The sequence below is a fragment of the Streptomyces sp. WZ.A104 genome (genome assembly GCF_002382885.1).
GTDB lineage: Bacteria > Actinomycetota > Actinomycetes > Streptomycetales > Streptomycetaceae > Streptomyces.
The window spans coordinates 66,409-77,850 of the sequence record NZ_NWVL01000037.1 but is presented as its reverse complement, the minus strand read 5'-3'; the positions used below and the strand labels follow the sequence as shown (position 1 = coordinate 77,850).

The 11,442-nt window shown below is 71.6% G+C and carries 10 protein-coding genes and 1 pseudogene; 6 read left to right on the top strand and 5 right to left on the bottom strand.

From position 1 onward, the window contains the following. Positions 1-292: 292 nt before the first annotated feature. Genes CIB93_RS20685 through CIB93_RS20675 form a run of 3 tightly spaced genes read left to right on the top strand, consistent with a single transcriptional unit; the run spans position 293 to position 2,417 of the window. Complete coding sequence (locus tag CIB93_RS20685) at positions 293-640, top strand: cupin domain-containing protein (protein WP_096628763.1); 348 nt, start codon at positions 293-295, stop codon at positions 638-640. Then, a complete protein-coding gene (locus CIB93_RS20680; RefSeq protein ID WP_096628761.1) occupies positions 637-972 on the top strand; it encodes a chorismate mutase in 336 nt (111 codons plus the stop codon). Before CIB93_RS20685 ends, CIB93_RS20680 begins: the two co-directional genes overlap by 4 nt. Further along, a complete protein-coding gene (locus CIB93_RS20675; RefSeq protein WP_218839793.1) occupies positions 969-2,417 on the top strand; it encodes a UbiD family decarboxylase in 1,449 nt (482 codons plus the stop codon). Before CIB93_RS20680 ends, CIB93_RS20675 begins: the two co-directional genes overlap by 4 nt. Here the strand turns inward: CIB93_RS20675 and CIB93_RS20670 are convergent. Then, on the bottom strand, positions 2,380-3,915 hold the full coding sequence (locus tag CIB93_RS20670) for a PLP-dependent aminotransferase family protein (protein WP_096628789.1): 1,536 nt from the start codon (positions 3,913-3,915) through the stop codon (positions 2,380-2,382). The genes CIB93_RS20675 and CIB93_RS20670 overlap by 38 nt on opposite strands. A gap of 119 nt (positions 3,916-4,034) precedes the next feature. Then, positions 4,035-4,276, bottom strand: a pseudogene (locus tag CIB93_RS20665) (esterase); the annotation flags it as partial. A gap of 164 nt (positions 4,277-4,440) precedes the next feature. Between CIB93_RS20665 and CIB93_RS20660 the strand changes: the two are divergent. From CIB93_RS20660 to CIB93_RS20650, 3 genes are all read left to right on the top strand, one after another. Next, positions 4,441-5,529: a hypothetical protein gene (locus CIB93_RS20660; protein ID WP_143660070.1), complete on the top strand. Its 1,089-nt coding sequence runs from the start codon at positions 4,441-4,443 to the stop codon at positions 5,527-5,529. A gap of 128 nt (positions 5,530-5,657) precedes the next feature. Further along, positions 5,658-6,935: an acyl-CoA dehydrogenase family protein gene (locus tag CIB93_RS20655; protein WP_096628758.1), complete on the top strand. Its 1,278-nt coding sequence runs from the start codon at positions 5,658-5,660 to the stop codon at positions 6,933-6,935. Then, positions 6,932-7,543, top strand: coding sequence for a trans-aconitate 2-methyltransferase (locus CIB93_RS20650; RefSeq protein ID WP_096628756.1), 612 nt, complete (start codon positions 6,932-6,934; stop codon positions 7,541-7,543). The genes CIB93_RS20655 and CIB93_RS20650 overlap by 4 nt, the downstream gene beginning before the upstream one ends. Before the next feature lie 7 nt (positions 7,544-7,550). Here CIB93_RS20650 and CIB93_RS20645 read toward each other — a convergent pair whose 3' ends face one another. From CIB93_RS20645 to CIB93_RS20635, 3 genes are all read right to left on the bottom strand, one after another. Then, positions 7,551-9,122: an amino acid adenylation domain-containing protein gene (locus CIB93_RS20645; protein WP_218839792.1), complete on the bottom strand. Its 1,572-nt coding sequence runs from the start codon at positions 9,120-9,122 to the stop codon at positions 7,551-7,553. 111 nt (positions 9,123-9,233) lie between these two features. Further along, a complete protein-coding gene (locus CIB93_RS20640; protein WP_096628755.1) occupies positions 9,234-10,679 on the bottom strand; it encodes an NAD(P)/FAD-dependent oxidoreductase in 1,446 nt (481 codons plus the stop codon). After that, positions 10,672-11,424 carry a 2OG-Fe(II) oxygenase gene (locus CIB93_RS20635; protein WP_096628753.1) on the bottom strand — a complete coding sequence of 251 codons (753 nt, stop codon included), beginning with the start codon at positions 11,422-11,424 and terminating at the stop codon, positions 10,672-10,674. The genes CIB93_RS20640 and CIB93_RS20635 overlap by 8 nt, the downstream gene beginning before the upstream one ends. Positions 11,425-11,442 lie beyond the last annotated feature (18 nt).

The following is an 11,442-nucleotide window of genomic DNA, read 5'->3' as shown; positions in this document are numbered from 1 at the left end:
CGGGCGGCCAGGTGGCCAGAACCATCAAGGGCAACCGCATGAAAGCCATACCCGGCGTCTCTGGGTCTCTGGACCTTACGACGGCCCGTCCAACCCACGAACAAGGTAGGACCGCATGATCGACATGACGCTGCTGCTGCGCAGGCACCAGGCGGAGACCGGCGAACCGGTGCTCCAGCCGGACGACCGCAACGAACGGGTCGCGCGGGCCCACTCGCTGACCTGACCACCACCTCAACTGGCCCGACTGGCTGGGCCTGCCCTGGCCGCAATCTTAAGGATGGATACGCCCATGACCGCAACGACCGCCCCTGCCGTCGTCGGGATCGACTTCGACGACATTCCCTGGGAGAAGTGGGACAAGCCCGGCGCTGAGGGACGCGTGAAGCTCGCGTACACCGGCGGCCTGCGCGTACGCCTGCTCGAACTGCCCGCGGGCTTCAACGAGGAGCACTGGTGCGAGCGCGACCACCAGGGCTATGTGCTCCAGGGCGAGTTCACGATCCACTTCGACAACCGGTCGGTGCCCTGCCGTCCCGGCATGGGCTTCGTGATTCCCGGCGACGAGCGGCACCGCTCTCAGGGTTCCGACAGCGAGCCGACCGTCGTGTACGTCGTCGACCAGGTGCCCGCGGCATGACCGAGGAGACGACGGGCGCCGCGCGCATCGAGGAGCTGCGTGAGTCCATCGACGCGCTGGACCGGCAGATCGTCGGACTGCTCGCGCGGCGCACCGCCGTGGTGCGGGAGCTGACGGAGTTCAAGCGCGACGAGGAGACCGTGCGTTCGCCGGGGCGGGTGGAACAGGTCATCGCCAAGGTGCGCCGCCTCGCCGAGGAGGAGGGCATGCCCCCGGGCATCGCCGAGGCCGCCTACCGCACGCTCATCGCCGAGCTGACCGAACTCCAGATGCGGCGGCTCGCCGAGCGGCACGCGGCATCGGGCCAGGCCTCGGCGGAGGGTGCCGCGTGACGCGCCGCAGCCCCGCCGACCTGCGCACCGTGCTGGCCGGACTCGACCTGATGCCCGGCCAGCTGGTCCGGGTGCGGGAGGAGGTCCCGGCCAGGTTCGGGGTTTCCGGGCACTACGCGAAGTGGGCGGGTGCCCCGGCGCCCCCGCCCACGGGCCCCGGCCCCGCCGTCATGTACGAGCGGGTCACGCCCAGCGGTGCGGGCGCCGAAGCGCGGGCCGTGCTCATGGGCCTGTACGGCACCCGCCGCCGGGCCGCCGCCCTCCTCGGCACCACCCCGGCGCGGCTGCCGCACCAGCTGCTGGACGCGGTCGCCGCGCCGGTGCCGCCGGTCCGGGCCAGGGAGGGCAGGGAGCCCGCCCGGGTCGTGCTCCCGCCGGACCTTACCGCGCTCCCGGTGCCGGTCCTCACCGACGAGGACGCGGGCCCGTACCTGACCCTCGGCGCGGTCCTCGCGACCGACCCGGAGACCGGCGTACGCAACCTCTCCATCCACCGGATGTGCGTGCAGGGCCCCGACCTGCTCACCCTCTGGATGGTGCCGGGGCGCGACCTGGAGGTGGCGTACCGGTCGGCGCTGCGGGCGGGCTGTCCGCTGCCCGTCGCCATCCACCTGGGTCTCGGCCCCGCCGTGCTGCTCTCCTCCTGCTGCCCGACCTCCCTCGTTCCCACCGGGCTCGACGAGCTCGCGGTGGCGGGTGCGCTGGGCGGAGCGCCGGTGGAGCTCGCGCGGTGCCGCACCGTGGACGCGGAGTACGTCGCGGACGCCGAGTACGTCCTTGAAGGCGAGCTCCTGCCCGACCTGGCGCCGGAGAATCCGCGCGGGACCGCCGCCACCCCGGAGTTCCTCGGCTACCAGGGCCGGGCGCACCCCGCGCTGCCGACCGTCCGAATCACCGGGATCACCGCACGCGACGGCGCCATCCTCCAAGCCGTCTCGGGGCCCGGTCACGAACAGTCGGTGCTGCTCGGCTTCGGGATGGAGGCGGCGGTGCTGGGGCGGCTGCGGGAGTGGGACGCCCCGGTGAAGTCCGTGCACTGCCACACGGCGGGCGGCGGCCAGCTCATGGTGGTGCTCCAGTGGTTCCACAAGCGCTCGGCGGCCGACGACGAAGTGGTGCGCAAGGCCTCGGAGTCGGTCCTTGAGGATTTCCGGATGGCCAAGATGGTTGTCTCGGTCGACGAGGACGTCGACCTGGAGTCCGACGAGGACCTGTGGTGGGCGATGACCACACGGATGCAGGCGGACCGGGATGTCGTGGTGCTGCCGGACAGGGAGGGCTTCCCGCTCGACCCGACGCAGTCCACCGCCTACTCCCCGGCCCTCTCGGCGGACGGCCGCACGGCCAAGGTGGTCTTCGACTGCACCGTGCCGCACGCTCAGCGGGACCGTTTCCACCGCCCCCGCTTCACCCCGGCGGGATCCGCGCGGCCGACGCGTCCCTGACCTCCCGCACGACGGCGGCCAACAGCGCGACGCCTTCGGTGATGCGGGCGGTGGTCAGGGCCGCGTACCCGACCAGGAACGTTGGCTCGTCCGGCAACTCCCGTACGAAGTAGCCGGACGCGGGGTAGATCCGCACCCCGCGTCCGGCCGCGCGCCGGGCGATCTCGGCCTCCGTCGCGCCGCGCGTGCCGGTGAGCGTGACCAGGATGTGCAGGCCCGCCGCCTCGCCGGAGATGCGCACCTCGGAGCCGAAGTGTTCGAGCAGTACCTCGATGAGGCGGCTCCTGCGCTGCCGGTACAGCCGGGTCATCCGGCTGATGTGGCGGGTGTAGGCGCCGGTCGCGATGAAGTGGGCGAGCGCGTCCTGGTCGACGGTGGGCGTCAGCCGGTCGGTGATCCACTTGATGCCGAGGAAGGGCTGCACGAGGTGCGGCGGGAGGATCGCGTACCCGATCCGCAGCGCGGGGAAGAGCGTCTTGCTGAAACTGCCGACGTAGACGACGGTGTCCCGGTGCCGGGCGGCGGCCAGGGCGGGCAGGCGCTCGGCGGTGAAGGTGAACTCGTTGTGGTAGTCGTCCTCCAGGATCGTCGCGCCGCGCTCGTAGGCCCAATCGAGCAGGGCGCGCCGACGCTCCTCGGACATGATGAAACCGGTCGGAAACTGGTGCGACGGCGTCACGTACACCAGTCTGACCCGCGCCGGGTCGTGCCCCTGCGCCCGTACACACGCGTCGATGTCACCGACCCGCAGCCCCTGCTCGTCCACTGGTACGGGCACCACGGTGGCCTCGGAGCAGCCGAAGACCTGCCGCAGCACGGTGTGGCTCGGGTCCTCGATGACGACCACGTCACCCGGCTTCACCAGCATCCTGACGAGGATGTCCATGGCCTGGGTGGCGCCGCCGGTGACCATGATCCGGCCGACGGACGCGTCCAGGGCGCGGCTCTGCCGCACCAGCGTGGCGATCTCCGTACGCAGCCTGGGAGAGCCCTCGGCCGGTCCATAGCCGAGCGCGGCGGCGTCGGCCCTGCCGTACGCCTCCTGGAGCGACTGGAGCCAGCGCGTCACGGGGAAGTCGGCGAGCGCGGGCGTGCCGTGCCGGAAGTCGAGGGCGGTGCCCGGACGGTAGGTGGGCGCGGGCTCCCACGGCTGCCACAGGGAGTGGCCCTCGTCCGTCGACCTCGGTGGCTGCGGGGCGAGCGCCGCGGGCACCGCCCGCCGGACACCGGCCTTTGCCCCGCCCGCCAGCCCGGCGACCCGGGTCCCGGACCCGCGCCGGGCGGTGAGAATGCCGTGGGCCCGCAGCAGTTCATAGGCCCGAGTGACCACGGTCCGCGAGACCCCGAGCTGAAGGGCCAGCTCCCGGGACGCGGGCACGGCGTCCCCGGGCCGCAGCTGCCCCGACCGCACCAGCACCGTCACCTGATCGCACACCTGCTGCTGCAAGGACGTGCCACTCTCCCGATCCAGGACGATGAGCAGCTCCGACGACCCCACGTTGTCCCCCCTCAGTCCCCCCGTCAGCGCTGACGAGTCTGCCACGATGCCGCGGAAGGGGGCCGTCGAGGCCACGTCGGCACGCTTGGGCTGAGCGGGGTGGGTCCGCCGCCACGCCATCACGTCAGTGACGTGAGCACCGCGTCGACCAGCGGCGTCGCGCGCACGTCGTCGGCGCCACTGATGATGTGGTTCATGGCGTAGCCGAAGGCGACACCAAGCTCCGGATCGGCGAAGCCGAGGGAGCCGCCGCGGCCGTTGTGACCGAAGGCACGCGGTCCATGGGGTTGTCCTCGGTGGGCAATTGGTATCCGGAGCTGAATCGGCTCGGCGCCATCAGCACGCGGTCCATCCCGGCTGCTGTCGCACGCCGAATACGACATCCGGAAGGCCGACGGCGAGCGCGCTGTGCATGCGGTCCTCGGTGGCACCGTCGCGTTCGCTCCGGAACGGACGGGGCGGGGTGCGGCGGAGTGTGGGGTGGGGGCGGATCGTCGTGTCGGGGGCCGGGCTAGTGTGGCGGGAATGCGTGTGATGAATGGCGGCGAAGGACAGAGTCGGGCGATGGGCGGGCGTGACCGGGAGGGTGTTCCTGGCGAGGTGCCGGTGGGGGACGGAGCCGTGGCCGGGGACGGTCCGGCGGAGCGGGTTCCCGGGCGCGTGGTGGTGCTCGGGACGAGCGGGGCGGGAAAGTCCACTCTCGGCGCGCCTCTCGCAGCCCTGATCGGTGCCGCCCACAGCGAGCTCGACCGGTTCCAGCACGGGCCCAACTGGACGCAGGCGACGCCCGAGGAGTTCCGGAAGAAGGTCCTGGCGGAGGCAGAGAGCCCGCGCTGGCTGTTCGACGGCAACTACATCGACCGCGTCGCCGCCGATCTGTGGCCGCGCGCCGACCTGATCGTCTGGCTCAACCCGCCGTTGCCGGTGATCCTGCGGCGGTTGTTCGTCCGCAGCCTGAAGCGGATCGTTCTGCGTACCGAGTTGTGGGGCGGAAATCGCGAGGGCTGGGGTGCGCTCTTCAGCCGTAACTCGGTCCTGCGGTGGGCCGTACGGTCCAACCGGCGGCATGTCGAGGAACTGCCGGGCAGGCTCGCGGAGCTTGAAGCGCAGGGTGTCGAGGTCGTACGGCTGCGCTCCGGAGCCGCTGCCCGCGCCTGGTCGCGTGCCATGGACGAGCGTGTGCGGGCTCGTGTGACGGAGGCTTTCACGCGGGTGGCAGCGCCTTCCGGGGAACCCGGGACGGTGCTCGACGCCGCGGACGTGCTGCCGAAGGATTGCGCGGACTGTCTCGCGGCCACCTTTCCCGACAGTCCTCGGATGAACCTGATCGAGCGGGGCAGGGCGGCGACCGGGGCCGGGACGGTGGCGCCGGTGTGGCGGGCCGCGGTGGACGGTCTCCTCGCGGCAGGTGGTGGTGAAGCCGTGATCCGGGCCTCCACCCGTTGGGAGAGCGGCCACTCGGAGACCGGTGACGAAGTGGCGCCCGGAGCGCGTACCGCCCAGCAGTCGGTCGCGGAGGAGGCAGTTCCGACGGACGGGGCGTCGCTGCGGCTCCGCTTCGTCTCCGGCGGCGGGCACGGCGTCCTCACGGTCGAGTACGCGCAGAGCGGCTGACCTGCGGGGGCCGGTCAGCCGCCGGGCTCGTCCAGGTGCGGCCTCCGGTGACGGGCTGTGAGTGATAATTGTGCAGGTAGGGATATGTTTTGCCTGCTGCCGACCGGCGGCGGTCACGGAGGGGCGTCATGGCGACGAGGCTCGCAGCACACACACCGGAGGGCGAACGCGCGGCGGTCATAGCCGAGCGCATCGCCCCGTTCCTGGCCGAGCGTGCCGCCCGGTACGACCGCGAGGCGACCTTCCCCACGGAGAATCTGGACGACGCCCGTGACAGCGGCTTGTTGGGAGCGTGCGTTCCGAAGGAACTCGGTGGGCTCGGTGTCGAGCTCATGCGGGACCTGACCGTTGTCGTCAATCGGCTCGCCCACGGGGACGCCGGCACCGCGATCGCGCTGCACATGCAACTGGCCCGGGAGTGGTACTTCGCCCGACGGCTGCGGGAGAGCCGAAGTGCGCAGGAGCGCGAGCACTTGGCCGCGACGCTGCGGTCGATGGCCGACGGCAGCCTGATCGCCTGCGGGGCGACCTCCGAGGCGGGCGCCGACCACGATCACGTACGCACCGAGGCCACCCCCGTTCCCGGCGGGTACCGGATCAACGGTAAGAAGATCTTCGTCACCCTCTCCGCCGCGGCCACCGACTTCTACCTCAGGCTGCGGGTTCCGGACCCCTCCGGCGGGTACCAGATGGCGTCCGCCCATGTGCCGCGTGACACCCCGGGGCTGACCGTGGTCGCTGAATGGGACGCGCTCGGCATGCGGACCTCCGGCAGCAACGATGTCGTCCTGGAGGACGTCTTCGTGCCCACCGCGGCGGTGTCACCGCGCGGACCGTGGGGCGTGCGGCAGCCCTCGGCGATGATCGGGCGCACGGTGAGCAACCTCGCACTCCAAGGTGCCTACCTGGGCTGTGCCGAGGCGGCACGGGACCTGGCGGTCCGCCATGCCTCCAGGGCGCTCGGCAGGGACGCCGCCGCGCCCGGAACCGTACACGCCGTCGGTGAGATGGAGGTCAAGCTCGCCACGGCGCGTTCCGTCCTCGACTGCGCGCTCACGGCGACGGACGAGGCTCTCACCGGCCGCGCCACCGCAGACGTCCCGCACGACCAGGGCCTGGAGCTCATGGTGGCCTTCCAGGCCGCCAAGACCCATGTGACGCGGGTCGCGCAGGAGATCGTGCACGACGCCATGACGCTCGTGGGCGGTGCCGCGTACCTCTCCGCGCATCCGCTGGCACGCATCTCCCGGGACGTGCGCGCCGGAACGTTCATGCAGCCGCATGCGCCGCTCGAAGCCCTTGACCTCATAGGCCGCACCGCCGTCGCCGAGTTCAGCGCGCCGGACGTCGCCGCCAACGGGCACACCGTCGCCGCCCCTCGCGAAGCGCAGACGGCCCTGAGGTGAAGGGCGCCGACCTTCTCACGCGGCGCGGACGCAACCTGCGCCGGAGGATCTACGGGGCCTGGTTCGACCGCACGCACCACGTGCGGACCACGGAGGAGTTCACCGGACCCGACCACCGCGGCGACGCGCGGCGCTACGAGCCGTCCGAGAGCTGGCGCCTCCCCCGTGTGCTTCCGCCGAGCGAGGTGACACCGGAGGACGTGTTCGTCGACATCGGCGCGGGCAAGGGCCGTGTGCTGCTGGTGGCCGCGCGCAGATATCCCTTTCGCCGGGTGCTCGGGGTGGAGATCTCTCCGGAGATGGCGGAGGCCGGCCGGGCCAACCTGGCCGCCGCGGGGCGGCCGGACATCCCGATCCACTGCACCGACGTGCGCACCTGGGACATTCCCGCGGACGCCACGGTGTTCTACCTCTTCAACCCCTTCGTGGGCGAGGTCTTCGACGCCTTCGTGGAGCAGCTGACCGCCTCGCAGCGCGCCGCCCCCCGCACCCTGCGGATCGTCTACGCGAATCCGGTCATGCACTCCCGCCTGATCGCCGCGGGCTTCCAGGAGAATCGGCGCATGCGCAAACTCGTCCTCTACACCCGTACGACCGCGCCCGGCTGACCGGGTCTCACCGCTCCGGCGAGAGCGCACGCCGGTCGAGCTTGCCCCGCGAGGTCCGGGGCAGTGCGTCATGGAGCGACACGCCACTGGGAACCATGTACGCGGGCAGATGCGCGCGGCAGTGTGCGAGGAGGTCCTGGGCACTGGCACCCGGCGCACTCACATGGGCGACGATGCGGTGCCCGATCGGCGGCTGGGACACCGGCACCACCGCGCACTCCACGACAGCGGGGTGCCGCCCGAGCACGGCCTCGATCTCGCCCGGCTCGATCCGGTAGCCCCGGCTCTTGAGCTGCGCGTCGGCACGCCCGACGAAGTGGTGCAGCCCGTCGGCGTCCCGTACGACGAGGTCCCCGGTGCGGTAGGCCGGGGCGCCCGTACCGTCCTCGGGGGCGTACCCGAACGAAGCGCGGGTACGGGCCTCGTCGCCCAGGTAGCCGAGCGTGACCGTGGGGCCGCTCACCCACAGCTCGCCCTGCTCGCCCGGGCGTGCGATCCGGCCGTCGTCGGTGACCACGAAGACGCGTACGCCCCTGATGGGCCGACCGATCGGCAGCGGGCGGTCGCTCTCCGGGAGCGGGGAGGGCACGTCGTAGGCCAGGCAGACGTTGGTCTCCGTGGGGCCGAAGAGATTGGCGAAGCGGACGTGCGGCAGCAGCTCCGTCAGGCGGCGCAGGTGCGGGAGGGGAAAGACCTCGCCCGCGAAGAGCACGGTGCGCAGGCTCGGCAGGTCCCGTACCACCAGTCCGCCGCGCAGGGCCAGAAGCACCAGCGCGGACGGCACCGAGTACCACACGGTGACACGGTGTTGCCGGATCAGCGCCGCCGCCTGCGCGGGGAACACCGTGGCCGGGTACGGCACGAGCACCAGCGCCGCACCGGCCATGGCCGCGCCGAAGAGATCGAGGACGGAAAGGTCGAACTGGAGGGGCGCGTGCCCCGAGAGCCGGTCCTCGGCGGTCAGCTCGTACGTCTCCACCGCCCACTCCACGAACGCCAGCGCGTTGCGGTGGGTGAGCATCACGCCCTTGGGGGTTCCGGTCGAGCCGGAGGTGTACAGCACATAGGCCAGGTCGTCCCCGCCGACGTGGTACTCCGGACGACTCGCTCCTGCCAGGGCGAGCGCTTCCTTCCCGATCACCTCGACCCCGTGCGGCGGGTCGGCTGCCGCCGGTTCCGCGTCCAGGCACAGAAAGGTGCCCACCCCGGGGGCGCCGTCGCGCAGCGTGGGCCACCAGGCGCTCATCGAGGTGCTGGTGAGCACCGTGCGGACGTCGGCGTCGTCGCAGATCAGCGCCGACCGGGCGGCCGGGGCGCGAGGGTCCAGGGGAACGTACGCCGCGCCCGCTTTGAGGATGCCGTACAGACCGACGAGCGCGTCGGCGGATTTCTCCAGGCAGAGACCGACCCGCTCGCCCCGTCGCACACCCCGGGCGCTCAGCAGCCGGGCCACCTGATTGGCCCGGCGCTCCAGAGTCCCGTAGTCGAGCCGCACCTCGCCGTCGACGACCGCGAGGGCCGACGGCGCGCGGTCCGCCGCGGCGTCGAGCAGCCCGGCGAGGTGGTGGGCGGTGGTCAAGGCTCCTCCGGTGTGGTGCGAAAGGCGGCGCAGTGGCTCGTCATGACAGCCAGGAAGGGGCTGTTGAGCCCGCTCGAAGCCCACTTGGCCGCACCCGCGACGGGCCGGGTGTCAGTCCTGGCCGCCGCCGGGCGCGGCAGCGGCCAGGCGTGCGACCTCGGCCGCCCCGGCCGGCCCGAAGCGTTCCAGCCGACCGCCGAAGGCGATCTCCCACGGCGTGTGGCAGGACAGCTCCTGGAAGCTGTCCCGTTCGATGACGTACTTGCGGTAGTGCTCGAAGTTCCCCGGATTCTCCAGCAGGTCGAAGAACTTGCTGTACCGCGCGTGGTTCTCGAAGAAGTCCCCGGCGAGCATGTAGTGACCGGCGGCCATCGCGCTCTCGTGCGCCTTGTGAGCCTGGCCGTCCGCGCCGAGGTCGGCCCAACTGGCGGCGTGCGGGTCGTAGAAGAGCCGGATCATCCGGTGCACCAGGTCGTACGCGCCGTTGACGAGGCCGTAGGCGTTCACCAGTGCCGGGTGTTCGGCCGGGTTCTCGCCGGGTTCGGCGAAGCGCGCCAGCAGCGCCTCGCTGACCAGCGAAGCGGTCTTCATCGACAGGAACACCCCGCTGGAGAAGATGGGGTCGATGAATCCGCGGGCGTCGCCGATCATCGCGTAGTTCACGCCGTAGTGGTTGCGGACCTCGTAGGAGTAGTCACCCGCGACGAGCGTTCCCATCGCCTGCTGCGCACCGTCGATGAGACCGGCGACGAAGGGCGACTCGCGCAGTTCGTCGTGGTAGAGAGCGGTGGTGAAGTCCTCACCGCTGCCGCTGTAGCGCTTGCGGGCGTCGCGCAGGTACGAGTTCTGCATCACCACACCGGCGGTGACGCGGTCCCCGGACAGCGGGAAGACCCAGATCCAGCCCTTCTTCTCCTTGCCGATGTACACGATGACGGAGTTGCCCTCCTCCAGGCCACCGGTCATCTTCACCCCGGTCCAGTGCGACCACAGGGCGGTACGGTCGAGGGCCTCGCGAGGCGTGCGCCAGCCCATGCGGGAGCCGACCAGCGCGTCCCGGCCACTGGCGTCGATGAGGAACCGGGCGGAGTGGGTGTGCTTCGTCCCGTCCTCGGCCACGGCGGTGAGGTCGACCCGACTCGGGTCGTCGAGCCGGACCTCGCTCACCCGTGTGCGTTCGAGGACATGGGCGCCGAGGCGCCGGGCGTTGTCGAGCAGGATCTTGTCGAAGGCGGACCGGTCCACCTGGAACGAGAGGTAGCTCTCGTCCTCGATGACGTGGCTGAAGCACCACGTGGTCGAGGCGTTGCCCTCCTTGTCGACGAAGCGCACCCCCGGCTTGCGCACGAAGCGGGCAGCCATCTCGTCCCGCACACCGAGTTCGTCGAACAGCGTGTAGCAGAAAGGCAGCAGCGATTCGCCGACGTGCTCGCGCGGGAAGGCCTCCTTCTCCAGCAGCAGCACCGAGAGACCGGCCCTGGCCAGGAGGGACGCGGCGGTGGAGCCCGCCGGGCCGCCACCCACTATCGCCACGTCGTAGAAGTGGGGCTCAGCCACCGTCGGTCTCCGTCTCTGTTGCTTTCATGCTCATTCCCGTCTCCATCCCCATCCCCATCCCCGTGCCCGTCGCCGCGTTCCCCGCGCCATGTCCGCCGGGGCCGGTGGCGTCGGGCCGCCAGTAGGTCGCGGTGACCGACAGGCGTGGTGCCGAGCCCCGCGCCGGTCGCTCCACGGCGTGCCACGAGCGTTCGGAGCGCGGCAGGACGGCACTGGCGCCCGCGCGCGGCGCGTAGGCGGCCAGCGCCGGACCGCGCGGCTCGTCGAGGATCAGCAACCTCCCGCCGTCGCCCGGCTCCCACTCCTCGGTGAGGTAGAAGATCTGGGTGACGAGCTTGTCCGCCTTGTCCACGTGCGGCGCCAGCCAGTCGCCGTCCTGGTACTCCCACACGCTCAGCGTGAACTCCGCCCCGTCGAGCGGGGTGCGGCTGAGTCTCGCGAGCGCGTCGCGGTACTCCCGGCCACCCAGTACGGAGACCAGTTCCGCCCACCGTGCGTCGGGCAGCTCGTCCGGGGGTAGCGCGTCGAGCCTGCTGGTGCCGAACCGGTAGGTCTTCTCACGCTCGTTCTCGGCGCAGCGCTCCAGGCGGAAGCCGTGGAAGCTCCGGGCGAGGCCGGCGGCGAAGGAGGGGGTGAGGGTCTGCTCCAGATACGCGTGCGGCCACGGTGAGCTGTTCAGCCGCGCGGCGGCCAAGGCGTCGAGCAGGTGCTCACCGGGGCGGTTTTCGGGTTCGGTGGCCGTCATCGGGAGCCTTTGGGTGTC

What these genes read in the sequence shown, in the direction of transcription:
- CIB93_RS20685 (WP_096628763.1), top strand. Translation starts at nt 293, where the DNA reads ATGACCGCAACGACCGCCCCTGCCGTCGTCGGGATCGACTTCGACGAC.
- CIB93_RS20680 (WP_096628761.1), top strand. Translation starts at nt 637, where the DNA reads ATGACCGAGGAGACGACGGGCGCCGCGCGCATCGAGGAGCTGCGTGAG.
- CIB93_RS20660 (WP_143660070.1), top strand. Translation starts at nt 4,441, where the DNA reads ATGCGTGTGATGAATGGCGGCGAAGGACAGAGTCGGGCGATGGGCGGG.
- CIB93_RS20655 (WP_096628758.1), top strand. Translation starts at nt 5,658, where the DNA reads ATGGCGACGAGGCTCGCAGCACACACACCGGAGGGCGAACGCGCGGCG.
- CIB93_RS20635 (WP_096628753.1), bottom strand. Translation starts at nt 11,424, where the DNA reads ATGACGGCCACCGAACCCGAAAACCGCCCCGGTGAGCACCTGCTCGAC.